The following is a 22,306-nucleotide window of genomic DNA, read 5'->3' as shown; positions in this document are numbered from 1 at the left end:
TCATTCATCCGAGAACCTGATCTCGATGTCGAGACCACCGGAGGTCCGGGTCCGGGCGTCGAGGGTCGCCCCGTGCGCCTTGGCGATCGTGCGGACGATGGCCAGACCGAGTCCGTGCCCGTGTCCGTCTGGGTGCCTGGTCCGGCGGTTGCCGACCTGCCGGAACGGCTGGAACAGCGCGTCGAGTTCACCGGGCGGCACCACCGGGCCGGAGTTGCTGACCCGGATGGCGCTGCCGGTCGCGGTGGTCATCGTGCTGATCTCCACCCACCCGCCCGGCGCGTTGTGCCGCACGGCGTTGTCGACCAGGTTGACAATCAGGCGCTCGATCAGGTCGGGGTCGCCGGTTGCCGGTGCCTGTTCGAGGGAGGTGTGTATCCGGATTCCCCGCCTTGCGGCGTCCTGATGGCAGGCGGCGGTTACCTCGGCGGCGGTGTCGGCGACGTCGAGTGGGGTGTGCAGTTGGAGGCCCTGTTCGCCGTGCGCCAGGGTGAGCAGCGCCTCGATGAGGCGTTCCTGTTGGTCGCTGAGCGTGAGGACCTCGTGGCACGCTGACCGTAGCGTCTCGGTGGTGGCGTCGGGGTCGGCGAGCGCCACCTGGAGCACCGTCCGTTCGGCGGTGAGCGGGGTACGCAGTTCGTGCGAGGCGTTGGCGACGAAGTGCCGCTGCGACTCGAACGCGGCCTGCAGCCGCTGGAACAGGTCGTCGAGCGTCTCGGCCAGGTCGGTGAATTCGTCGTGGAGTCCGGTTCGGCCGAGCCGGCGGTGCAGGTCGCTGGCGGAGATCTCCCGGGCGGTGGCGGTGATGGTGCGCAGCGGCCGCAAGAACCGGCCGGCGACGAACCAGCCGAGCAGGAGGGAGACCACCACCATGCCGGCTATGGCCCACGCCGATGTGGTGAACTGTCGGTCCAGGCGACCGCCGTCGTTCGTAACGACGGCCGGGTCCGCGATCAGGCCCGCCGGGGTGGCCTGCCTGTTGCCGAGCAGCGGGATCGCGAGCAGCACGACGCCTGAGATCAGGAAGGGCACGGCGTAGAGCAGCGTGAGCTGAGCATGCAGGCTCCGCCGGGGGATCCGGACGCGCATCACGGTTCGCCGATCCGGTAGCCGCCCTCGCGAACGGTGTGGATGATGGCGGGGTCGCCCAGTTTGGTCCGCAGGCGGCGGATGGTGGTCTTCACCGCCGTGGTGAACGGGTCCGCCGCCTCGTCCCAGACCCGTTCGAGTAGATCCTCCGCCGATACGAGCCGGCCGTCTGCGGCGAGCAGGCATTCCAGGACGGCGAATTCCTTCGGGCTCAGCTCCAGCCGGCGTCCTTCGCGGGTCGCGACCCGCCGGCCCGGGTCGAGCGTGAGTTCCCGGTACTCCAGGATGGGCGGCATGGCCGGACCCGCCCGCCGGCCGAGCGCCCGCACCCGCGCGACCAGCTCCGCGAAGTCGAACGGTTTGGCGAGGTAGTCGTCGGCGCCGAGGTCCAGGCCGTCGACCCGCTGTTTCACCGTCGAGGCGGCAGTAAGCATCAGTACCCGGGTCGCCGAGTGCTTTTCCACGATCCGGCGGCACACCTCGTCGCCCGGCACGCCCGGTAGGTCGCGGTCGAGTACCACCACGTCGTAGCGGGTCACGGCCAGGTGATCGAGGGCCGCGTTGCCGTCGAGGACCACGTCTACCGCCATGCCCTCACGACGCAACCCGACACCCACCGTACGGGCCAGCACCTCGAAATCCTCGACCACCAGTACGCGCATGATCCCCACCCTGCCACTGCCTGGGTATCAGAACGGTGTCACCCGGCGGCACCGTGATGACACCGGCGTCTGCGTAGAACTGAAACCTGCACACCGCGTGAGCAGGACGGAAGGGTTACGGATGGATATCGTTCTCGAAACTGAACAGCTCGGAAAGAGGTACGGCAAGGCCTGGGCGTTGCAGGACTGCTCGCTGCGCCTGCCGGCCGGGAGGGTGGCCGCCCTGGTCGGCCCCAACGGAGCGGGCAAGAGCACCCTGTTGCACTTGGCGGTCGGTCTGCTGCGGCCGGACGCCGGCACCGTACGGGTCTTCGGCCGGATGCCGTACGACAACGTCGCCGTCCTGTCCGAGGTCGGCTTCGTGGCCCAGGACACCCCGCTGTACCGGGACTTCACGGCGGACGAGCTGTTCACCATGGGAGCCAAGCTGAACCGGCGCTTCGATACGGCACTAGCGCACCGCCGGCTGGCGCAGATCGGCATCCCGCGCGACAAGCCGGTCGGCAAGTTGTCCGGCGGTCAGCGGGCCCAGGTTGCCCTCGCCCTGGCGATGGCCAAGCGCCCACGGCTGCTACTGCTCGACGAACCGGTCGCCAGCATCGACCCGCTGGCCCGGCGCGAGTTCCTCCAGACGCTGATGGGCGTCGTCGCCGAGACAGGCACCACGGTGCTGCTGTCCTCGCACATCCTGGCGGACCTCGAACGCACCTGCGACCACCTCATCGTGTTGCATGCCTCACAGGTGAAGCTCACCGGCGACGTCAGTGCCCTGCTCGCCGAACACCGGCAGCTCGTCGGCCCTCGAGACGACCGCCCGCTGCCCGCCGGGATCGCGCAGGTGATACGGGCCGAGCACACCGACCGGCAGTCCACGCTGCTGGTCCGCACGAACGCAACGCTGCGCGATTCGGCATGGGAGGCGTACGACGTCACTTTGGAGGACCTCATCCTCGCCTACCTCGGCGATGGCACCTCTCAGCCGAACACCGAATGGGAGGTGCCGGCATGATTTGGCTCGCCTGGCGGCAACACCGCAAGCAGGCACTGTTCACCGCGATCGGCCTCGCGTTGCTCGCCGTGTTCATGGTCCCCACCGGTCTGGCCATGCGGCACACCTTTGCCGACCTGGGCCTGGACGACTGCGTCAGCGCGCTGGGTACCGCCTCGATGATCCCGGCCGACGCCGACACCTGCGGCAAGGCGTCCGTCCAGTTCAACGGCCAGTACGGCGTGATGACCATGATCGGCGTGCTCTTCCTCGTCCTGCCGCTGCTGGTCGGGCTGTTCTGGGGTGCGCCGCTTGTCGCCCGCGAGATCGAGCAGAGCACCCACCGCGTGGTCTGGACCCAGGGCGTCAGCCGGGGACATTGGGCCCTGGTCAAGTTCGGGGTCGCCGGCGCGGTCGCGCTCGTCGCCTCGGTGGTTTATGGGTTGGGCGTCTCGTGGTGGCTGACCCCGATGAGTCAGGCCGGGCAGCACGGCCGCTTCAACGTCTTCTTCTTCGACATGCAGGGCACTGCCCCGATCGGCTACACGATCTTCGCGGTCGCGCTCGGCATCTTCGCCGGCACCATCTGGCCCAAGGTGCTGCCGGCGATGTCCGCCACGCTCTTCGGGTTCCTCGGGTTGCGCATCGTCCTGACGACACTCGCCCGGCCGCACTACCTGCCCGCCCGCGTGGTGACATTCCCCCTGCAGGACGCCGTCGAGCAGACCAACCCGGCCGCCGGCGACTGGATCCTGTCCTACGGTATCCGCGACGCCTCCGGCAAGATGGTCACGGCCAACGCGCAGATCGCCTGCGCCCCCGAGGCTGCCGGACCGGGAGGCGCGTGCGGCGCCGACCTCGGCATCACCTCGGGCGCCTACAACTGGCAGCTCTACCAACCCGGAACCCGGTTCTGGCTGTTCCAGGGCATCGAGACCGGCATCTTCGTCGCCGTCGCCGCCCTGCTGCTCTACCTCGCAGTCCGCCGCGTCCGCCGCCTCGCGTGACCACGAAGCCGTCCATAGGAGGCCTCATGCGCAAGCTCACCTACATCGCCGCCGCGGCCCTGGCGGCCGGTGCCGCCCTGCTGGTCGCCATGCCGTCCGAGTCATCACCGGGTGCCGCCTCCGGCGCCCGCCCCCAGGATGCCCAGGAGGCCATCCTCGCCGCGTTCGACCGCTACGACGTAGTGGCCGGAGCCAGTCCGAACGACATCTTCCTCGACCTGATCCGCAATCCCGCCTTCCCGAGCAAGGCCGACGTCATCGCCGTCGAGTGCGGTAATTCGCTCTACCAGCCACTTCTGGACCGCTACATCGCGGGCGAGGACGTGCCGCTGGGCGACGTACGCCAGGTGTGGCGCAACACCACCCAGCCGAGCTGCGGCTTCTCGGTCTTCTACGAGCGGCTCTTCCCGCTCGTGCGCGAGGTCAACAGGGGTTTGCCGCCGGCGGAGAAACTGCGCGTGGTGGCCTGTGATCCGCCCATCGACTGGAGCAAGGTGACCAGCCCTGAAGGCCTCGCGCCCTTCGAGGAACGGGACCGCACCATCGCCGCGCTGATGAAAAGTGAGGTGCTCTCCAAAGACCGCAAGGCACTTATGCTCTTCGGGATCAGCCACCTGCTGCACGGCGCCGGCAGCGCGGTCGCGATGTACGAGCAAGAGTTCCCTGGCGTCACGTACACCGTCGCCCCGCACTTCGGCTTCCAGAAGGACAACAAGAAGCTGGAAAAGCGGATGGCCGGCTGGCCGGTGCCGTCGGTCGTCCCGTTCGCAGGAACCTGGCTGGGCCAACTCGACGCGTCCTACTTCGAGTCCCGGCCCGGGCAGCCGCCCGCGGCCAACGGCTACCCCGGCGCAGACGCCTACCTCTACACCGGCCCCCGAGCGCTCATCCTGCGGCAACAGATCGCCGCCTCCACCGTCCTGGACACGAAGTACATCACGGAACTCCGGCGACGAGCCACCGCCGTAGCGGATCCCCCCGGCGGCCTCATGCACCCAGAAACGTTCTTCCGACGCGAACTCGAGTCAGGCGCATTGGAATTCGGGACCTGACACACCGGGGCGAGGAGATGGGACTCCGACGCGTTGCCCAGTGTCGCGTGTCGGAGTTCTTTTGACGGTGGGTTTCGGTGAGGATCTGGTCGGCGGTCTTGGTTCAGAGGAACGGTTCGCAGCGCTGGTTGTAGGCGTCGATGAAGGTGCGGATGGCACCGAGCAGGTCGAGCACGGCCGGGTGGACGGAGGCGAGGTCGGTGACTACGTCGCTCGGGATGACCTTGAGCATCCGGTGGGCAATTGTGGAGAACCGTCGAGCTACCGCGGAGCTGGAGCAACCGATCGAGGATCGGTCCCTCCGGCTGCTTACCGACGAAGAACGCCGCGATGTCACCTACCACCGTCCGGGCCGGCTTGGTGACCTGCTGTTCAACTGGTTCGTCTGACCTGGTCGTGAACACTTCGCGGCAGATGTGTGTGTTGCTCCGGGCCGGAGGCCCTCCGTCTGCGGGCCATCGGGGTGCTCGTCGGCTGGCATAGAACTTCCGCTGTGGCCCCGGTTCTGCGCCGGGGCCACAGCTCTTGGCCGGCTGGGCCAGAGAAGTCGCCTAGTGACGGGGATGGGGCCGGTGTTCTCCGGCCCCGGTGATCAGCAGTCGAGCCTGGGTGTCGATGGGTGTGGTGCTGCCGGCCTCGTAGTTGCAGAGGTTCGCGTAGACGTACCCGTTGGCGGGGTACCACTCCAGGGCGGTCGAGATGCCCATGGTGGTGCCGCCCTTGTGGCCGAGGCCCCAGTGGTCGTTGACCAGAACCGCGCTGAGGCCGTAGCACTCGAACAGGGACTGCGCGGGTAGGCCGGGCTTGGGCGGCAGCGGCGGCGCCGGGAACTTGGGGGTGGTCGCCAGCCAGGTGTACGCGGTGTCGAGCAACTTGCCGCCGGTCAGCGCGCTGACGAACGCGGTCAGGTCGGGGGTTGTGGAGAAGGCGCCGCTGGCCCCGTGGCCGATGTACGTGTCGAGCAGGTGGTTGTCGACGCGCGCGCCGCCGGACGGCGGCGGGGCGTACGGGTGGGCGATGCGGCGGTTGGTGTCCCACTGATCGCGGTTGTAGAAGTCGGAGCTGATCATCCCGGCCGGCCGGAAGATGTGCTTGCGGACGTAGTCGTAGAAGCTCTGGCCGGAGACGGCGGCGACGATGTAGGCCAGGGTGATGTAGCCGTTGTTGCTGTATGTGTAGCCGGTGCCGGGCGGAAACAGCAACGGTGCCGCCTGGACGAGCTTCAACAGCTCGCGGGTCACCTCTGCCTCGCTGGTCCAGGACCTGAGGACGTCGCCGCTATCGCGTGCCACGTCCGCCAGGCCCGAGGTGTGCGTCAGCAGTTGATGCACGGTCACCGTGTCGCCGATTGCCGCAGGGAAGCCGGTCAGGTAGGCGCTCAGCTTCTCGTGGTAGGCGACCTTGCCCTGCTGTACGAGCTGGCCGATCGCGATACCGGTGAAGATCTTGGTGATCGAGCCGAGCGCGAAGATGGTGTCCGGCCGGTTGGGGATGGACTGCTCCTTGTCGGCCATGCCGTACGTGCGCGACAGCACCGGGCGACCGTTGTGCAGCAACAGCAACGTGCCGGAGTACCGGTCGGTGGCGGCGGACTGGGCGATGAGCTGATCCAGCGCTCCGCCGGGCCGCAGGTCCGCCGGGACGGGATCGGACCCGCGGTGGTCGGACTCGGCACCGGCGTGGGCGGAGGCGGGTACCGCCAGCAGCCCGCCGGTGGCCAGCGGCACTGCTCCGAGCAGGCCCAGCACGGAGCGTCGAGAGGGTCGCAGTGTGGTCATGCCACCAGCCTCCGGTCCCGGGTGCGCTACCCGCATCCGGCCGGAGTCGTCATCGCGTTCTGTCGCGGGAGGGATGTGCGCCACGCCCGGGTCCGTCGTACGACAGACGCGGCGGCCCGGCGGCGGACCGTAGGCTTGCCCGGTGGCAGGACAGGTCCTCACCGCGGCACGCCGGTTGGCCGGTCGGGCGGCGCTACGCGACGCCTCGCTCGCGGCCGGCCTGCTCGCCGCGGTCGCGCTGCTGGGCCCCCCGCACCAGCGCGCCGTGGTGCTCTGGTGGATCGCGACCGGCGTCGCCGTGATCGCGGTGGGGCTGCGCAACCGCTGGCCGCTCGCGATGCTGGTGGTCAGCACGGTATGCGTCGCGGCACACGTGGCGCAGGGCTCGCTCATCGGCGGGTCCGACGCCGCCGTGCTGATCCTCGTGTACACGGTCGCCGCCCGCCGATCGCCGGCGACGTCCCTGGCCACGCTCGCCGGCGTCCTGCTGGTCCTGCTCTGCTGGAACGGATACTTCGCCCTGCGCGGACGGTCGGCACCGGGCATTCCATCGATGGCCTTCCAGGTCAACAACGTCGAACAGGGCGCGGGCCCGGCGTTCGAACGTACCGAGTTGATCACCGGCGACAACACCGGCGGGGCGGCCCGGTGGAGTGGCCCGGCCGTGCTGGGCGGCGCGCTGGTCGCGGCGTGGGCGATCGGCTCCGGCAGCCGCAGCCGCCGCGCCTACCTCGACCAGCTCGCCGCCCGGGCACGGGACCTGCAGCGCGAACAGGACCAGCGGGCCGCCCTCGCCATGGCCGCCGAGCGCGACCGGATCAGCCGGGAGCTGCACGACGTCGTCGCGCACGGCCTGTCCCTCATCGTGATCCAGGCGCAGGGCGGCGTGGCGGCCCTGGACGACCAGCCGGCTGAGACCCGGGTCGCGCTCGATGCGATCGTGCGCACCGGCCGCGCGTCCCTCACCGACATGCGCCGGGTCCTCGACGCACTGGGCGAGGGCGAGGACGCGTGGCACCCGCCACCCGGACTGGCGCAGCTGCCCACCCTGGTCGACCAGGTACGCCGTGCCGGCACCGAGGTACGGCTGCGCATCGATGGCGTGGCCGCGCCGCTGCCCGCGCCGCTGGACCTGTCGGCGTACCGCATCGTGCAGGAAGCGCTGACCAACGTGATGAAGCACGCCGACGCGGGTTCGTCCGCTGACATCGTTCTGTGCTACCGGGAGACCGAGCTCGACATCGAGATCCGCAACGGTACCGTCGGAGGCGGGGCCGATGGCGGCGGCAAAGGAGGTGGCGTGGTGGTGGCCGACGGCAACGGCCTGTCCGGCATGCGGGAACGGGTCCACCTCTTGGGGGGACGGTTCACCGCCGGCCCCCGGCCCGACGGCGGGTTCCAGGTGTGGGCCAACCTGCCGATCGGAAACAGGCGAGCATGATCCGAGTGCTGCTCGCCGACGACCAGGCACTGGTCCGTACCGGATTCCGGCTGATCCTGACGCAGGCGCCCGACATGGCGGTGGTCGGCGAGGCCGCCGACGGGGAGCAGGCCGCCGCCATGGCGCGCGAGCTGCGACCGGACGTCGTGCTGATGGACGTCCGGATGCCATCCGTCGACGGGGTCGAGGCCACCCGCCTGATCCGGGCCGGCGGGGCGGGCCCGACCCGGGTCCTGATCCTGACCACCTTCGACCTCGACGAGTACGTCTACGCCGCGCTGCGGGCCGGCGCCAGCGGCTTCCTCCTCAAGGACACCCTCGCCGCCGACCTGCTCTCCGCGATCCGCGTCGTGGCCACCGGCGACGCGGTAGTGGCGCCCAGCGCGACCCGCCGGCTGCTCGAACGATACGTACCGGCGGGAGCACCGCAGGCCGCCGTCACCGACCCCGGTGTGCTGACCGAGCGGGAACGCGAGGTGCTCACGCGCGTCGCCCGGGGCCTGTCCAACGTCGAGATCGCCGACCGGCTCCACCTGTCCGAGGGCACCGTGAAGACCCATGTCAGTCGCGTGCTGGCCAAGCTCAACCTGCGCGACCGGGTCCAGGCCGTGGTGTACGCGTACGAATCCGGCGTCGTCCGCGCGGGAGCCGCCGACCATTGAGCGGCCAGCGGTCCTGGAGCGCACGTTCGACCAGCTCGCCGAGGCGATCCGCGCCGAATAGCCGTCCAGCCCAGGCCCGTGGGCTCCAGCGGACCATGAGGTGGGGCCACCTATGGCCGTCAGAATCAAGCGGCTGTTGAGGTAGGCGGTCCAGTCGGCTTGTGCATAGCTGCTCCAGGCGCTGGCGGTCTTGTAGGTGCGCCCGAAGAGGTCGGCTTCAACCGATGCAAACACTGGCGCGGCCTCGCCACCCGTTACGACAAGCTCGGCTTTCACTTCCAGGCCACCCTTGACCTGGTCGAAACCCTTGACCGGCTACGCGCCGTCCCCGACCACCAAGATCTACGAGACAGAACCTAGCGGTCTCGGCGGCGGGGGCGGTAGCTGGCCACTGTGGCGGGGATGCCGCGGCGGATGATTCCGGCCCAGTCGGTGTCGCCGCGTAGCACCGCGGCGGCGGTCTTGCGGGCCTGCTCGACTGTGAAGTGCGGTGGCAGCATCAGCTCCGCCGGGTCGACCAGGGCGTTGATCACCACCGGTCGGTCGGCGGTGAGCGCCCGGTCCCAGACGTCCCGTACCTGATCCGGTGAGTCGATCAACTCGCCGTGCAGCCCGAGCACCTCCGCCCACTGGTGGTAGGCGATGTCCGGCAACTGCTGGCTGTCCGGGAACATCGGTGTCCCCTCGGTGGAGCGCTGTTCCCAGCTGACGAACGCCAGATCCCGGTTGTTGAGCACCAGCACCACGAAGCGCGGGTCGGCCCAGCTGCGCCAGTACTTCGCCACGGTGATCAGCTCGTTGACGCCGTTCATCTGCATGGCGCCGTCGCCGATCAACGCGACCAGCGGCCGGTCCGGGTGGGCGAACTTGGCGCTCAGCGCGTACGGCATGGCGCCGCCCATGGACAGCAGCGTGCCGGAGAGGCTGGCCAGCATGCTGGGGCGTACCTGGATGTGTCGGGCGTACCAGGCGGTGGTGGTGCCGCAGTCGACAGCGAGCAGCACGTCGTCGGGCAGCCGTTCGTTCAGCGTGTGGAACAGCAACTGCGGGTTGACCGGGTCGGCGGTCTGCTCGGCCAGGTCGTGTTGCACCCGACGCCACGCCGAGGTGGCCTCGGTGACCTCCGCCCGCCAGGCGGTCGGCCCGGGGCCGGGGCCCAGCTCGTTCAGCAACGCCCGCAGGGTGGGGCGGGCGTCGCCGGTCAGGTTCACCTCGGTCGGGTAGCGCAGCCCGAGCTGGGTGCCGTCCAGGTCGATCTGCACCGCGCGGGCCTGCCCGGGCGGCGGGTAGAACTCCGAGTACGGCATGTTGCTGCCCACGATCAGCAGCCTGTCGCAGCCGCTCATCAACTGCCAGCTCGGTCGTGTGCCGAGCAGTCCGATCGCGCCGGTCACCCACGGCTCGCGGTGGTCGACGGCGGTGAAGCCGAGCAGCGCGGTGGCCACGCCGGCCCCGAGCCGATCAGCGATCTCGCGGACCTCGTCGCGCGCGCCGAGGGCGCCCTGGCCGACCAGCATGGCCACCCGCTGCCCGCCGCGCAGGACCTCGGCCGCCCGGCGTACGTCGGCCTCCGGTGGCACTGTCGGTGTGCTGCTCGGCGCGTTGCTGGTCTGGTAGTAGCCGTGCGCGTGCGGCGGGTTCGGTACGGCCGGCTCGTCCTGGATGTCCAGGGGCAGGACCAGGGCGGTGACGGTACGCCGGGCCAACGCCGTCCGGCACGCCCTGTCGACCAGGTGGCGGACCTGCGCCGGATTGTCGAGCTGGGCCAGGAACGCCGCGGCCACGTCCTTGTAGAGGGCGAGCAGGTCCACCTCCTGGTAGTAGCCGCCGCCCTCGGCGGTGGTCGCTGTGTGCCCGACCAGGGCGATCACCGGTTGGTGGTCGAGCTTCGCGTCGTACAGGCCGTTGAGCAGGTGGATCGCGCCCGGCCCGCTGGTGACCAGGGCGCAGCCCAGCGGCCCGCCGCCGTACTTGACGTGCGCGGAGGCGGCGAACCCGGCGGTCTCCTCGTGGCGGACCTGGATGAACTGGGCCCGCCCGTTGGTGCGTTGCAGGGCGGAGGTCATGCCATTGATGCCGTCGCCGGGGTAGCCGAAGTAGCGGTGCACACCCCAGCTGAACAGCCGCGACACGATGTGGTCGGCGACGGTCGGACGCCGGGGCAGAGCGCCCGCCTCGTCCGGCGTGGTGTCGTCTGCGCTCACCTGGCTGGTCCTTCCCGTCGCGTCCGATGCTACGCCGGTCATTCCCCTTCTTATTCGGACAAAACACGTCGTCGAGCGGGCGTCGGAGCGCGCTGCCCGGCGTCCGGCAGAATCGTCCGGTGCCCGTACACCAGATCACCGACCCTGACGACGACCGGATCGCCGACTACCGGGCGCTCACCGACGTCGAGCTGCGCACCCGCTGGGAACCACCGCACGGCCTGTTCATCGCCGAGGGGGAGCTGGTGCTGCGCCGGGCGTTGCGCGCGGGCTATCCGGCCCGGTCGTACCTGGTCGACGCCAAGCGGGTCGACCAGCTCGCCGACCTGGACACCGGCGACGCCCCGGTGTACGCCGCGACCCAGGACGTGCTGCAACGGGCCACCGGCTTTCACGTACACCGGGGGGTGCTGGCGTCGTTCCACCGCCAGCCGCTGCCGACGGCGGCCGAGGTGCTCGCCACCGCGCGCCGGGTCGTCGTCCTGGAGGACGTGAACAACCACACCAACCTGGGCGCGATCTTCCGGGGGGCCGCCGCGCTCGGTGTCGACGCGGTGCTGCTCTCGCCGACCTGCGCCGACCCGCTCTACCGGCGCAGTGTCCGGGTCAGCATGGGTGAGGTCTTCGCGATGCCGTACGCGAAGCTCGACCGTTGGCCCGCCGGCCTGGACCAGGTGCGGGAGGCCGGTTTCACGGTGCTCGCGATGACGCCCGCGCCGGACGCCGTACCGATGCAGCGGTTGACCCCGGCGCAGCGGGAGCGAGCGGCGCTGCTGCTCGGCGCCGAGGGGCCCGGCCTCACCGCGGCGGCCCAGGCCGCCAGCGACGTGCGGGTGGTCCTTCCGATGCGGCGCGGGGTGGATTCGTTGAACGTGGCCGCCGCAGCGGCGGTGGCGTTCTGGGAGCTGGGACGCGACGACATGCCGTCCGGCGGCGAGTAGACCGCATCAGCTTGCATGGCCATGCGTTCTATTGCATAATTTTCCCCGTGTCCAAGGTTCTCACCTCCCTGCCCACCGGCGAACGTGTCGGCATCGCCTTCTCCGGCGGCCTCGACACCTCGGTCGCTGTCGCGTGGATGCGCGACAAGGGCGCCATTCCCTGCGCCTACACCGCCGACATCGGCCAGTACGACGAGCCCGACATCGCCTCGGTGCCCGGTCGTGCGCTCAGCTACGGCGCCGAGCTTGGCCGCCTGGTCGACTGCCGCGCCGCCCTGGTCGAGGAGGGCCTGGCCGCGCTGACCTGCGGCGCCTTCCACATCCGCACCGGCGGACGGGCGTACTTCAACACCACCCCGCTGGGCCGCGCCGTGACCGGCACCCTGCTGGTCCGCGCGATGGTCGCCGACGACGTCCAGATCTGGGGCGACGGCTCGACCTTCAAGGGCAACGACATCGAGCGGTTCTACCGCTACGGCCTGCTGGCCAACCCGATGCTGCGCATCTACAAGCCGTGGCTCGACACCGCCTTCGTCACCGAGCTGGGTGGGCGTAAGGAGATGTCCGAGTGGCTGCTCGAACGCGGCCTGCCCTACCGGGACAGCACCGAGAAGGCGTACTCGACCGACGCCAACATCTGGGGCGCCACGCACGAGGCGAAGACCCTGGAACACCTCGACACCGGCATCGAGACTGTCAACCCGATCATGGGCGTCCGGTTCTGGGACCCGTCGGTGGAGATCCCGACCGAGGACGTCACCATCGGCTTCGACCAGGGTCGCCCGGTCACCATCAACGGCAAGGAGTTCGGCAGCGCCGTCGACCTGGTGCTGGAGGCCAACGCCATCGGCGGCCGGCACGGCCTGGGCATGTCCGACCAGATCGAGAACCGGATCATCGAGGCCAAGAGCAGGGGCATCTACGAGGCGCCAGGTATGGCTCTGCTGCACTACGCGTACGAGCGGCTGGTCAACGCCATCCACAACGAGGACACCCTGGCGAACTACCACAACGAGGGTCGCCGCCTCGGTCGGCTGATGTACGAGGGCCGCTGGCTGGACCCGCAGGCGCTGATGCTGCGCGAGTCGTTGCAGCGGTGGGTAGGCACGGCGGTCACCGGCGAGGTGACGTTGCGGCTGCGCCGGGGCGAGGACTACTCGATCCTGGACACCACCGGCCCGTCGTTCAGCTACCACCCCGACAAGCTGTCGATGGAGCGTACCGAGGACTCGGCCTTCGGCCCGTCGGACCGGATCGGCCAGCTCACCATGCGCAACCTGGACATCGCCGACTCGCGGTCGAAGCTGGAGCAGTACGCCTCCCTCGGCCTCGTCGGCGGCGGGAACCCCCAGCGGATGATCGGCGCCGCGCAGGCCGCCTCGACCGGGTTGATCGGCGCGATGCCCGAGGGCGGCGCGGAAGCCATCGCCTCCCGGGGCGTCGCCTCGGCTGAGGACGAGGCGCTCGACCGCGCCGCTATGGAGTTCGGCGTCGACTGACCCCTCGCGCCGGTGGCAAGTCGAGTTCCGGCGTCACGGACGGTAGCGTGTCGGCCGTGTTCCCTACCGTCCGTGAGGTCCTCGCCCTGGACCCGGTCCGCCACGGCGCGCCCCGCGTGGTCGCCGGCGACGAAGGGCTGGACCGACCCGTCCGGTGGGTGCACGTCGCCGAGGTGCCGGACATCGCCACCCTGCTCGGCGGTGGCGAACTGGTGCTCACCACCGGCATCGGTCTGCCCGCTGACGACGCCGGGTTGCGCGCGTTCATCGGTGACCTCGCCGACGTCGGAGTCTCCGGGCTCGTCGTCGAGCTGGGCCGCAGGTACGTCAGCGGGGTGCCCCGGGTGATGGCCGCCGCCGCCGAGCGGCGAGGGTTGCCCCTGGTGGAGCTGCGCCGGGCCACCCCGTTCGTCCGGATCACCGAGGCGGTGCACGCGCTGATCGTCGACGCGCAGCTCACCGAACTGCGCGCCACCGAGGAGATCCACCAGCGGTTCAACGACCTGTCGGTGGAGGGCGCCGACGCCGCCGAGGTGATCCGACAGGCCGCCGAGCTGTCCGGTTGCCCAGTGGTGCTGGAGAACCTGTCCCGGCAGGTGCTCGGGTACGACCCGGCGGGCGAGAGCGCCGAGTTGCTGCTGGACGGCTGGGAGCAGCACTCCCGGCGGATCCGCCCGGCCGGGCGGACCGCGTACGACCCGGACAGCGGCTGGCTGGTGACCACCGTCGGTGCCCGGGGGCAGGACTGGGGTCGGCTGCTGCTCCGCTGGCCGGCCAGCGGCGACGTGCCCGGCGCCCAGGCCGTCGAACCGACAGCGGGCTCGCCCACCCGGCTCACCATCCTGATCGAGCGGGCCGCGTCCACCCTCGCGCTCGGCCGGCTGATCCGCCGCGACGCCGAGGGCCTGGAGCGGCAGATCCACCGCACCCTGCTCACCGCGCTGCTCGACCACTCCCGCCCGGTCGACGAGGTGGGGCTGCGGGCAAAGGCGCTCGGCGTGGTGCTCGACCGGCGGCACCTGGTCGGCGTGATGGTCCGGCACCGCGCCGACGACCCCGCCGGGGAGGTCGGCCCCGAGGCCAGCCAGGCCCGGCTACGCGATCTCTCCGAGGCGGTCGGCCAGGCCCTGCGGGAGGCGAAACTGACCGCGCTCACCAGCGCCGTCGACGACAACTCGGTGGGCGCGCTCCTGGCCCTGCCGGACCCGGCCGCCGAGGACCGCGCGCTGTCCGCGTTCGCCAGCGCCCTTCGTCAGGTACGCCTCGACGCCGGCACCGGCCGACCGGCACCCGGTGTCGAACCGGCGCGGGCCGCCTCCGGCGTCGACGTGTCCCGCTCCGCAGCCGACGCTTCCCGTGCGGCGGTCGGCGTCGATCCGGCCCGCACGGGCTTCGGCGTGGATCCGACCCGCGCGTCGTTCGGTGTCGAGGCCGCTCGGTCGGGGGTCGGTGTCGACCCGTTCCGGGGAGCTGGCCAGGGTGGCGTGATCGTGGCCGCCGGCTCCGGAGTGGGCACACTGCGGGAAGCCCGACGGTCGCTGGTCGAGGCGCGGCAGATCGCCGAGGCGGCCCGGCGGGACCGGCGTGACCTGCCGATCTTCCGGCTGCCGCACGTCGGTCTGGCCGGGCTGCTGCACCTGCTGCGCGACGAGCCCCGCCTACAGACGTTCGTGGAGCGCGAACTCGGCGCGCTGCTGGAGTACGACGCCCGGCACCCCCGGGAACGGCTGCTCGACACCCTGCGCGCCTACCTGGAGCAGGGGCGCAACAAGTCCGCCGGCGCCGCCGCCGCCCACCTGTCCCGGCCGGCCTTCTACGAACGCCTGGCCCGCATCGCCCGCATCCTCGACGTGGACCTGGACTCGGTAGAGGCCAGCCTCTCCCTACACGTGGCCCTACTGGCCCTGGAAGCAGTCCGCACCCCCTAACCCCCGGGCCGGACTCCACCCCGCCCCACCCCCGCCCCCGCCTCACCCCCGCCCGCGTCGATCAAGGAGTTGTGGTGGGGGGCAAACGTCGCAAAAACGTCTATTGCGCCCACTGCAACGCCATGATCGACGCGGGCGGGGTCGGCCTGGCGTAGGGGTGGGCATAGGGGGCCGGGACGCTATCGAGTTGATGTCGTAAACGAATCGCTCGGCTTGGTTCGGCTCGGCTCGGCGCGGCGCGGCGCGGCGCGGCGCGGCTGGGCGCGGCTCGGCGCGGGTCAATCGTGCCCTGATTCGTTTACGACATCAGCTCCAAAGGAGCAGGGGCACACTCCCCGAGGCGAGGCGAGGCGAGGCGAGGCGGGGCGGGGCGGGGCGGGGCGAGGCGAGGCGAGGCGAGGCGAGGCGGGGCGGGGAAAGTGGGTCCGCTTCCGAGTCAGGTGAGTGTGGCCAGGGCTTTTGCGTAGGTGGGGGGGATGTGGTTGGGGCCGCCGGGGGTGAAGACGTCCGAGTTGGCCACTGCCGACCAGGCCGTCTCCGGGACGGCGTCGACAAGGGCCTGGATCACCGGGGCGTCGCGCCACTGGTCCTGCTCGGCGAGCAGGCCGAGAGCCACCACCGACTCCTCGACCTCGCCCACGCACTCGAACGGCTTGTGCCCGTCCACGCCCAGCAACTCGCGGTAGCCGGGGACCTGCGACTCGTCGGCCAGCAGGTCACCGCCGAAGATGCCCACCACCCGCTCCCGCGGCATGAACGGTGCCATCGCCAGGAAGACGAAGCGGCACTTCGGGCAGTCGCGGCACCAGCGCTCACTCGCGTCGCGCAGCTTGAACGCCTGGTTGCAGCTGGTCACCACGTCGTCGTACCGGGTGAACTCGGCGAACAGCCGGGCGATGTGCAGCTCGGACAGCGAACGCAGCAGGGAGAAGTACGGGTCGGTCAGGCCGGCGTGCTCGGCCAGCGACGCCCGCAGCAACCCCTCCGCCTCGACGCCCTTGGACCACTGGTGGTTGATCTCGTGGCCGTTCCAGACCAGGTTCGGGTCGGACGCCGAACGCTCGTTGGACATCACCACCGGGCCCAGCCCGTGCAGGACGGCGGTGGCCACCGCGATCAGGGAGTTGATGGCGGTGACCGGGATGTGCCCGTTCAGCGCGCCGGCTGCGTTCAGGTCGAACAGGACCGGGTCGATGCGCCGCCGGGCGGCCAGCGGAACCAGCCCGGACGCCTCGTTGACGGCGACGATCACGTGGTTCGGGTTGACCGAGAACGGCACCGGGTCCAGCTCGGCGCGGCGCAGCGCCTCCAGGCTGACGATCGAGTCCTTGCCGCCGCCGACCGCCGACAGCGGGCGACGGTCCGAGTCGTCGTACACCCGGGGAGACTCCGGCGTCCCGGCCGGCACCTCCGGGCGCAGCTCGAGCACGTGCGGCAGTTGGTTGCGGTACGCGTACTCCGCGAGGCCCTTCGTGTAGACGGCCGTGACGTAGTCGACGGTGGCCGCGCCCAGCGGCGTCGGCAGCAGGAGTCGGGGCGGCGCGGCGGCCTTGTAGTAGCTGACCCCGGCGACGAGGTGCAGCACCTCCAGCACCCGGTTGAGGGTCGCCACCGTCTCGTCGGAGGGCGGCTCCGCCGGCAGCGGAAGCGTGATCACCTCGGTGAACCGTTGCTCACCGGCCGGGCCGGTCAGGGCGTAGTCGAACAACACCTCGCCGGTGGCGAAGTCGATCGAGTAGGACGGGAAGGTGAAGGCGTCCATCCGCCGGAGCTGCTCGTTGGGCACACGCCATACTAGGCCCTGGTTCGTCCGGCCGTGTCCGGACCGGGCCCTGCCAGCCGCCGCCGTGACCCCCGAGGAGAGCCCCGTGCGCCTTTCTGACCTGCGCGGACGTACCGTTGCCGTCTGGGGCACCGGTCGGGAGGGCCGGGCCGCTGTGACCGCCATCGCCGCGCACGGGCCGGCCGAGCTGGTCGCTGTCGACGACAGCGCGAACTTCCTGTCGCTGCCCTGGGACGGTCCACTGGCCGAGGCGGCGCCGCTGGTCACCGGCGAGGCGGGCTTCGAACGGCTGGCCGCCGCGGACGTCGTGGTCCGCTCTCCGGGCGTGCCGCAGACCCACCCGTGGCTGATCGAGCTGCGCCGCCGCGGGATCCTGGTGACCCAGGGCACCGCGTTGTGGATGGCCGACCACGCCGCGCGCACCGTCGGGGTCACCGGCAGCAAGGGCAAGAGCACCACCTCCAGCCTGATCAGTCATCTGCTCACCGCGATGGGCCGGCCGAACGTCTTCGGCGGCAACATCGGGGTGCCGACCCTGGACCTGCCGGAGGCGGAGCTGTACGTGCTGGAGCTGTCCAGCTACCAGTGCAGCGACCTCACCGACTCGCCCCGGGTGGCGGTGGTCACCGCGCTCTTCCCCGAGCACCTGGACGCGCACGGTGGGGAACGGGAGTACTACCGGGACAAGCTCAACCTGCTCGCCCACGACCCGCAGACGATCGTGGTCAACGGCGGCGACCCCCGGCTCGCCGCCGAGTTGGGTGAGCTGCCGGCGGTCCGCGCCGGTCGCCCCGACACCACCCACGTCGCCACCGGCGCCGACGGCACACAGTGGTTCCACTTCGGTGACCAGCCGCTCTTCCAGCGAGCGGTGCTGCCGCTGGTCGGCCGGCACAACGAGGGCAACCTCTGCGTCGCGCTCGCCGTGCTCGACGCGCTCGGCGTGGACGTGGTGGCGAACAAGGACCACCTGGCCGTCGCGGTCGCCGAGTTCCAGGGGTTGGCGCACCGGCTCACCGAGATCATCGACCCGTCCGGGCTGACGTTCGTCGACGACACGCTGGCCACCAGCCCGTACGCGGCAATGCACGCCATCGACGCGTACGACGGGCGGCCGTTGACGGTGATCGTCGGGGGCAACGACAGGGGTCTGGACTACACGCCGTTGGCGGAGCACCTGGCCGAGCGGGAGCTGACAGTGATCGGGATTCCGGACAGCGGCACCCGCATCGTCGAGGTGCTCGCCGGCCTGCCGAAGGTGCGTACCGAACTGGTCGACGACCTGGTGGACGCGGTCCGGCTGTCCCGCGAGGTGACCCCGGCCGGCGGGGTGGTTCTGCTGTCCCCGGCCGCGCCCAGCTACGGCCGGTTCCGCAACTTCGAGCACCGCTCCGAGGTCTTCGCCCAGGCCGTCGCCGACACCGCCCGCTGAGCTGTCAGCGCTGGTGTAGCCCGGCGTGCAGGGCACGCATCGAGCGGACCGCCGAGCGGATCTCCTGGAGGTAGCGCCCCGGCGTGAGCGTCTGCTCGGGCAGCACCGCGAGGTCGGCCAGCGTCGGGTCCACCCCGACCGTGTCGATGGCGCACCCGTACGGCACGGCCAGCGTGCGTAGCGCGTCGCAGTGCTGGAACGGCACGTAGATCGGCGCGGTGACCATCAGGACCTTGTCGCCCGGCGCGAGCCGGACGTGGCCGGCCCAGAACCGCTGGGTGTCGGCGGTGTGGGCCCGCCGCTGGTCCGGTTCGCTGGACGGCGCGGCCAGCACCCGGACCGGCGGCAGCCCGTCCGGTCGGTAGGTCCGCGACGACCAGGAGTGGTGCGGGTGGCCGGCGTCGACGCCGTCCTGCTCCGCCGGGGTGGCCACCTCGAACACCCGGCGGACGGCCGTGTCCAGCACGTCCACCTCGGTCTCGTCGGCCGGCAGGCCCGCCTCGGCGAGGGTGCGGCGTTCCCAGTCCGACAGTGGCCGGAAGCTGCCCAGGACGGCGACCTCGCCGCTGACCGGCAGGCCGGCGCGGAGCAGGTGCGCGGCGTAGCCGACGCGGCGTACGCAGGCGTGCGCCAGGCCGCCGAGCACCACCAGGTGGGCGTACGCCGACCGGGCCGGCGGCACCGGGTGGATCAGCCCGAGCGCGGCGGCCGCGTCGAGCACCAGTGTCGCGGTGGCCGGATCGAGGTCGGGCTCCCGGGCGTCGGGTCGTTCCCGGCCGCCCCGGAAGTCCCAGTGGCGGGCGGAGAAGTCGTCGAGGAAGCGGAGCACGTCGGTGAGGTCACCGTCGGGCCAGGTGCCGCCGAAGTGGGCGACCAGGCCGCGGAGCGGGGTCGAGCAGACCCAGGTTCGGACTTCCGCCGTGATCCGCTCGTCGTCCGTTCCGCTCGACGCCGCCGCGTCCGCTCTGTGCACAGCCGGATGCTACCGGCCCGCTGCGGCGGGGCCTCTGGTTGTGGTCGCTGTCTACGCTGGCGGGAACGGCTGATTGGGGGATCTCGATGACCCGTGACGTGGCCCGTCAGCGGTTGCGGGAGGGCGGCTCCACCGCCGGCTTCGTCCGGCTGGTGGCGCACACCGATCCGGTGGCGTTGGTCGGCATCACGCTGTCGATCACCCTCAGCATCGTGCTCGACCTCAGCAACGCCGCCTCCGGGGTGGAGTCGCTGTTGGCCGGCCTGATGGGCATCACCATCTCGCTGTTGGTCGACTCGCTGGCCCGCGCGGAGCGCCGTTTCCACCTGCGCACGCTGTTGGACGGTCCGCCCTGGCTGGTCCGCACCACCACGGAGCTGGCCGGGGCCATGCGGTCGGCTGCCGAGCAGCACGCGGGCACCCGGGTCGCGGTGGAGGCGCAGCGCCGCTACGAGCAGTTCCGGTTGGAGGCCGAGCAGCTCGCGGACGGTCGGATCATCCGGCGCGGTGACGAGGACGAGGATCTGGTCGGCGCGACCCGCGCCTGCGTACGTCGGCTGGACGGGTTGACCAACGTGATGCCCCGGGTGAGCGGCGAGTTGAGCTGGTGGCGCAGTGAGATCGGCCGCCGCTACTGGGAGGCCAACGTGGAGGCCCTGCAACGGGGTGTCCAGATAACCCGGGTCTTCGTCTACGCCACGCTGACCGACGATCTGTCCGCCCTGGTGGAGAAGCAGCGCGCGGCCGGGGCGCGGGTGGGTCTGCTGCCCCTCGGGGTGGTGAGCCCGCATCTGCACGTGAACTTGACACTCTGGGACGGGTCGAGCTGTTGGGAGGCCCACATGACCGCGCACGGCGAGATCGGCGAGAATCAGTTCTCGGTCAACCGGACGGATGTCGCTCGGCTCACCCGCGTGTTCGACAGCTGCGCGAACGCCGCGACCTTCCAGGACTGACGGCCCCCAGCGGGGCGGGAACGGGTGAGCCATGACGTGGAGCGCGGTCCTGCTGGTGACGGCCGTGGTCTGGGCGGTCAGCGTGATCCGCTCCGTCCGGCTCCGCGCGTTGGTCTACAGCCTGCCGCTGCCGATGACGCTCGCCCTGGTGACCACCGAGTACCGGGTGGACGGCGCGCAGGTGCTCGGCGTGCTCGGGCTGAACCTCTTCTTCGTCACAGTGGCGGTCACCCACCAGCTGTGGCGTTGGCCGATTCTGCTCGCCGACGTCGCGGGGATCGCCGTCTACGTGGCGCTGAGCGCCGGCCTGTTGGCCGTCGACATTCCGTTCGAGGTGGCCCTCGCCGTCACGCTGGTGCTCTGGCTGGCGGCGATCCTGTGGCTGCGCCGTCGCGCCCGCCGACGTGGCGCTTCCGCCGACGAGGCGGTCGCCGTCGCGGAGAGCCGCCCGGACGGGCTGCCGGTGTTGCTCAAGCTGGTGGTGATCTTCGTTGGGGCGGTCCTCACCGCGCTGCTCGGCGCGGTGCTGCGCGGCATGGTGGTGACGTTCCCGTACTCGGGGGTGCTGGTCGCCGTCGAGGCCCGCCGGCAGTTGGCGGAGTTCAGTCGGCACTTCGCCCGCAACAGCCTCGCGCTGGTCGGCTTCCTCACCGCGTACCACTACCTTCAGGACGTCTCGTCGGCTGCGGCGCTCGGCGCCGGCTGGGCGGCCTTCGCTGTGGTCGCCGCCGCCCTGCACCTGCCGTTGCGCCCCCGCCAGGTCGCGCACGCCCGAGCGGCGAGCCGCCCGCCGAGGGCACTGCGGCCGGCGACCGAGCCACAGACGCCTACCGGCCTGCCCTGACCAGCTCGGCGATCCGGGTGAGCGGTTCGGCGTACGCGGGCCAGTCGAGGCCGTCGACGCTGAGCGTGGGGCGGCGGCGGACGCCGTCCACCGCGCCCGCGCGCACCATCGCGGTCAGCAGGTCGTACGACCAGGCGGGTTCCAGCAGTGTCCGAAGCTCGGGCACCTCCGGGCGCAGCAGCGACAGCGCGCCGACGAGGGCGGCGGCGGCCCAGTTGGACGTGCCGCCGACGAGCAGCGCGTCAGCGCCCACCACGCACCGGATCCGCTCGCCCGAGGCGACCACCCGTCCGATCAGGTCCGCCGGTAGGCGGCCCATGCCGAGTTCGTTGCCGCCGTCGCCGATGCCGATGCGGTACGCCGACCCGCAGGTGTAGAGCCGGTCGAGGGGTGCGGTGTGCGCGCCGATGTCCTCGCCGCGCATGTTGCGGGGCCGTCCGTCCACCCCGGGTCCGACCCGTTCGCAGGCGATGAGGTGGGTCAGCCGGCCGTACTCGGGGCGGAGGACTGCGGCCCACTCTTCGTACCCCCGTAGCGGCGCGACGTCGACCGGCAGGCCCGGCGCGGCGGCGGCGACGGCCGCCTCGACCACCGGGGCGCAGGGCTCGTCGGTGACGAGCCGGCACCGGCCACCGAGTAGGCGCAGCGCGGTGGCGATCTGGACCGCGCCGAGTGGGCCGTCGGTCTCCGCGGCGGGTGGCTCGGCGCCGGGGATGAAGAACCCGGTGAACACCGCGGCGTCGGGCGCCCCGGCGGTGGCGAGCGACCGGGCGGCGGCCAGCAGTCCACCCGCCGCGGGCGCTGCCAGCGCCTCGCTGCCCCGGCCCACCTCGCGGGCGGCGACGCGCTCCAGCTCGGCGATCGTCTCTTCGATGCGCACCGCGTGCCTCCCCGGCGACAGTGGACCGACCCACTGTAGCGGTGGGCGGCCATGCTGCGGATCGAGTGGAAGTATGCCGTCAACGCTGCTGAAATCGGCGGTCAATAATGACCATAGCTGTGGAAAGCGTTGACGTGCTGTCAGGTCGGGGCACCCATGCGCTACAGGCTGACAGTTGTTCGCATCG

At 71.2% G+C, this 22,306-nt stretch carries 20 protein-coding genes; 12 read left to right on the top strand and 8 right to left on the bottom strand.

The window, feature by feature from the left end; genetic code table 11:
• Complete coding sequence (locus MED01_RS34355; protein ID WP_238672662.1) at positions 1 to 1,089, bottom strand: sensor histidine kinase; 1,089 nt, start codon at positions 1,087 to 1,089, stop codon at positions 1 to 3.
• Positions 1,089 to 1,751, bottom strand: a complete 663-nt coding sequence (locus MED01_RS34350; protein WP_196925558.1) for a response regulator transcription factor — start codon at positions 1,749 to 1,751, stop codon at positions 1,089 to 1,091. The genes MED01_RS34355 and MED01_RS34350 overlap by 1 nt, the downstream gene beginning before the upstream one ends.
• Positions 1,752 to 1,872: 121 nt before the next feature.
• Here MED01_RS34350 and MED01_RS34345 point away from each other — a divergent pair, with 121 nt between their 5' ends.
• From MED01_RS34345 to MED01_RS34335, 3 genes are read left to right on the top strand one after another with little or no spacing between them, the layout of a single operon-like run.
• Positions 1,873 to 2,760 (top strand): ABC transporter ATP-binding protein, encoded by an 888-nt coding sequence (locus tag MED01_RS34345; protein ID WP_238672661.1) that lies wholly within the window; start codon positions 1,873 to 1,875, stop codon positions 2,758 to 2,760.
• On the top strand, positions 2,757 to 3,746 hold the full coding sequence (locus MED01_RS34340) for an ABC-2 membrane transporter-related protein (RefSeq protein ID WP_196925560.1): 990 nt from the start codon (positions 2,757 to 2,759) through the stop codon (positions 3,744 to 3,746). The genes MED01_RS34345 and MED01_RS34340 overlap by 4 nt, the downstream gene beginning before the upstream one ends.
• A gap of 26 nt (positions 3,747 to 3,772) precedes the next feature.
• On the top strand, positions 3,773 to 4,798 hold the full coding sequence (locus MED01_RS34335; protein ID WP_238672660.1) for a hypothetical protein: 1,026 nt from the start codon (positions 3,773 to 3,775) through the stop codon (positions 4,796 to 4,798).
• A 103-nt stretch (positions 4,799 to 4,901) separates the two neighbouring features.
• On the opposite strand, the gene MED01_RS35970 is transcribed toward MED01_RS34335, so the two are convergent.
• Positions 4,902 to 5,030, bottom strand: a complete 129-nt coding sequence (locus MED01_RS35970; RefSeq protein WP_274526660.1) for a hypothetical protein — start codon at positions 5,028 to 5,030, stop codon at positions 4,902 to 4,904.
• Between MED01_RS35970 and MED01_RS34330 the strand changes: the two genes are divergently transcribed.
• Positions 5,017 to 5,187: a hypothetical protein gene (locus MED01_RS34330; RefSeq protein ID WP_238672659.1), complete on the top strand. Its 171-nt coding sequence runs from the start codon at positions 5,017 to 5,019 to the stop codon at positions 5,185 to 5,187. The two genes, MED01_RS35970 and MED01_RS34330, sit on opposite strands and share 14 nt — an antisense overlap.
• A 162-nt stretch (positions 5,188 to 5,349) precedes the next feature.
• On the opposite strand, the gene MED01_RS34325 is transcribed toward MED01_RS34330, so the two are convergent.
• Positions 5,350 to 6,576: a serine hydrolase domain-containing protein gene (locus MED01_RS34325; RefSeq protein WP_238672658.1), complete on the bottom strand. Its 1,227-nt coding sequence runs from the start codon at positions 6,574 to 6,576 to the stop codon at positions 5,350 to 5,352.
• Positions 6,577 to 6,718: 142 nt separating this feature from the next.
• On the opposite strand from MED01_RS34325, the gene MED01_RS36260 reads away from it, so the two are divergent.
• On the top strand, positions 6,719 to 8,017 hold the full coding sequence (locus tag MED01_RS36260) for a sensor histidine kinase (protein WP_238672657.1): 1,299 nt from the start codon (positions 6,719 to 6,721) through the stop codon (positions 8,015 to 8,017).
• Positions 8,014 to 8,679, top strand: coding sequence for a response regulator (locus MED01_RS34315; protein WP_196925564.1), 666 nt, complete (start codon positions 8,014 to 8,016; stop codon positions 8,677 to 8,679). Before MED01_RS36260 ends, MED01_RS34315 begins: the two co-directional genes overlap by 4 nt.
• Before the next feature lie 356 nt (positions 8,680 to 9,035).
• On the opposite strand, the gene MED01_RS34310 is transcribed toward MED01_RS34315, so the two are convergent.
• Entirely contained in the window at positions 9,036 to 10,883 is a 1,848-nt protein-coding gene (locus MED01_RS34310; protein WP_238672655.1) for a thiamine pyrophosphate-requiring protein, read from the bottom strand.
• Positions 10,884 to 10,909: 26 nt separating this feature from the next.
• On the opposite strand from MED01_RS34310, the gene MED01_RS34305 reads away from it, so the two are divergent.
• From MED01_RS34305 to MED01_RS34295, 3 genes are read left to right on the top strand one after another with little or no spacing between them, the layout of a single operon-like run.
• Positions 10,910 to 11,824 carry a TrmH family RNA methyltransferase gene (locus MED01_RS34305; RefSeq protein WP_238672653.1) on the top strand — a complete coding sequence of 305 codons (915 nt, stop codon included), beginning with the start codon at positions 10,910 to 10,912 and terminating at the stop codon, positions 11,822 to 11,824.
• 47 nt (positions 11,825 to 11,871) lie between these two features.
• Entirely contained in the window at positions 11,872 to 13,323 is a 1,452-nt protein-coding gene (argG, locus tag MED01_RS34300) for an argininosuccinate synthase (RefSeq protein ID WP_238672652.1), read from the top strand.
• Between the two features lie 56 nt (positions 13,324 to 13,379).
• Positions 13,380 to 15,251, top strand: coding sequence for a PucR family transcriptional regulator (locus MED01_RS34295; RefSeq protein ID WP_443677145.1), 1,872 nt, complete (start codon positions 13,380 to 13,382; stop codon positions 15,249 to 15,251).
• A 436-nt stretch (positions 15,252 to 15,687) separates the two neighbouring features.
• Here MED01_RS34295 and MED01_RS34290 read toward each other — a convergent pair whose 3' ends face one another.
• On the bottom strand, positions 15,688 to 17,037 hold the full coding sequence (locus MED01_RS34290) for a MurL-like N-terminal domain-containing (protein WP_238672649.1): 1,350 nt from the start codon (positions 17,035 to 17,037) through the stop codon (positions 15,688 to 15,690).
• Positions 17,038 to 17,119: 82 nt separating this feature from the next.
• Here MED01_RS34290 and murD point away from each other — a divergent pair, with 82 nt between their 5' ends.
• Positions 17,120 to 18,466: a UDP-N-acetylmuramoyl-L-alanine--D-glutamate ligase gene (murD, locus tag MED01_RS34285; RefSeq protein WP_238672648.1), complete on the top strand. Its 1,347-nt coding sequence runs from the start codon at positions 17,120 to 17,122 to the stop codon at positions 18,464 to 18,466.
• A gap of 4 nt (positions 18,467 to 18,470) precedes the next feature.
• On the opposite strand, the gene MED01_RS34280 is transcribed toward murD, so the two are convergent.
• On the bottom strand, positions 18,471 to 19,439 hold the full coding sequence (locus MED01_RS34280) for a hypothetical protein (protein ID WP_238672646.1): 969 nt from the start codon (positions 19,437 to 19,439) through the stop codon (positions 18,471 to 18,473).
• An 86-nt stretch (positions 19,440 to 19,525) separates the two neighbouring features.
• Here MED01_RS34280 and MED01_RS34275 point away from each other — a divergent pair, with 86 nt between their 5' ends.
• Both MED01_RS34275 and MED01_RS34270 read left to right on the top strand, forming a co-directional pair.
• Positions 19,526 to 20,395 carry a hypothetical protein gene (locus MED01_RS34275; RefSeq protein ID WP_238672644.1) on the top strand — a complete coding sequence of 290 codons (870 nt, stop codon included), beginning with the start codon at positions 19,526 to 19,528 and terminating at the stop codon, positions 20,393 to 20,395.
• Positions 20,396 to 20,426: 31 nt separating this feature from the next.
• Complete coding sequence (locus tag MED01_RS34270; protein ID WP_238672642.1) at positions 20,427 to 21,239, top strand: hypothetical protein; 813 nt, start codon at positions 20,427 to 20,429, stop codon at positions 21,237 to 21,239.
• On the opposite strand, the gene MED01_RS34265 is transcribed toward MED01_RS34270, so the two are convergent.
• Positions 21,223 to 22,119 carry a glutamate cyclase domain-containing protein gene (locus tag MED01_RS34265; protein WP_238672641.1) on the bottom strand — a complete coding sequence of 299 codons (897 nt, stop codon included), beginning with the start codon at positions 22,117 to 22,119 and terminating at the stop codon, positions 21,223 to 21,225. The genes MED01_RS34270 and MED01_RS34265 overlap by 17 nt on opposite strands.
• Between the last annotated feature and the right edge of the window lie 187 nt (positions 22,120 to 22,306).

This window comes from Micromonospora alfalfae (assembly GCF_022230925.1).
Taxonomy (GTDB): domain Bacteria; phylum Actinomycetota; class Actinomycetes; order Mycobacteriales; family Micromonosporaceae; genus Micromonospora; species Micromonospora alfalfae.
Note: the sequence above shows the minus strand (reverse complement) of the source record. Positions and strands in the feature narration are given on the sequence as shown.

Excerpts from the sequence above, each read along its gene's own strand:
- MED01_RS34355 (WP_238672662.1), bottom strand. The coding sequence starts at position 1,089 with ATGCGCGTCCGGATCCCCCGGCGGAGCCTGCATGCTCAGCTCACGCTG.
- MED01_RS34350 (WP_196925558.1), bottom strand. The coding sequence starts at position 1,751 with ATGCGCGTACTGGTGGTCGAGGATTTCGAGGTGCTGGCCCGTACGGTG.
- MED01_RS34345 (WP_238672661.1), top strand. The coding sequence starts at position 1,873 with ATGGATATCGTTCTCGAAACTGAACAGCTCGGAAAGAGGTACGGCAAG.
- MED01_RS34340 (WP_196925560.1), top strand. The coding sequence starts at position 2,757 with ATGATTTGGCTCGCCTGGCGGCAACACCGCAAGCAGGCACTGTTCACC.
- MED01_RS34335 (WP_238672660.1), top strand. The coding sequence starts at position 3,773 with ATGCGCAAGCTCACCTACATCGCCGCCGCGGCCCTGGCGGCCGGTGCC.
- MED01_RS34330 (WP_238672659.1), top strand. The coding sequence starts at position 5,017 with ATGACCTTGAGCATCCGGTGGGCAATTGTGGAGAACCGTCGAGCTACC.
- MED01_RS35970 (WP_274526660.1), bottom strand. The coding sequence starts at position 5,030 with ATGCTCAAGGTCATCCCGAGCGACGTAGTCACCGACCTCGCCTCCGTC.
- MED01_RS34325 (WP_238672658.1), bottom strand. The coding sequence starts at position 6,576 with ATGACCACACTGCGACCCTCTCGACGCTCCGTGCTGGGCCTGCTCGGA.
- MED01_RS34315 (WP_196925564.1), top strand. The coding sequence starts at position 8,014 with ATGATCCGAGTGCTGCTCGCCGACGACCAGGCACTGGTCCGTACCGGA.
- MED01_RS34305 (WP_238672653.1), top strand. The coding sequence starts at position 10,910 with ATGCTACGCCGGTCATTCCCCTTCTTATTCGGACAAAACACGTCGTCG.
- MED01_RS34275 (WP_238672644.1), top strand. The coding sequence starts at position 19,526 with ATGACCCGTGACGTGGCCCGTCAGCGGTTGCGGGAGGGCGGCTCCACC.
- MED01_RS34270 (WP_238672642.1), top strand. The coding sequence starts at position 20,427 with ATGACGTGGAGCGCGGTCCTGCTGGTGACGGCCGTGGTCTGGGCGGTC.